Raw genomic sequence first — 255 nt, 5'->3', positions numbered from 1 at the left:
ATCGACGGGTTCCACCACACTTTGGGCGCTTCGTAACCGTCGCCCGCCTTGTGATCCGGAATGTCGCGACCGTCGTAATGCGACCCGTTCGACGCATTCGGCCAGCCATAGTTGCGACCCGGCTGGATGAGGTTCACCTCGTCGCCGCCCTTCGGCCCCATCTCCTGCTCCCAGAGATTGCCCGCCTTGTCGAAGGCGAGGCCGAGCAGGTTGCGGTGCCCATAGCTCCACACTTCCGGCGCGAACCCTCTGGCC

The 255-nt window shown here is 64.7% G+C and carries 1 protein-coding gene; it reads right to left on the bottom strand.

Annotation, left to right across the window (positions count from 1 at the left end; translation table 11 throughout):
- The coding region (locus tag AC0IYH_RS32690; RefSeq protein WP_471838515.1) for a PQQ-dependent sugar dehydrogenase at nucleotides 1–255 on the bottom strand (255 nt) is incomplete at both ends.

This window comes from Pseudomonas sp. AC463 (assembly GCF_979253585.1).
This window is presented reverse-complemented; position numbering and strand designations above follow the sequence as displayed.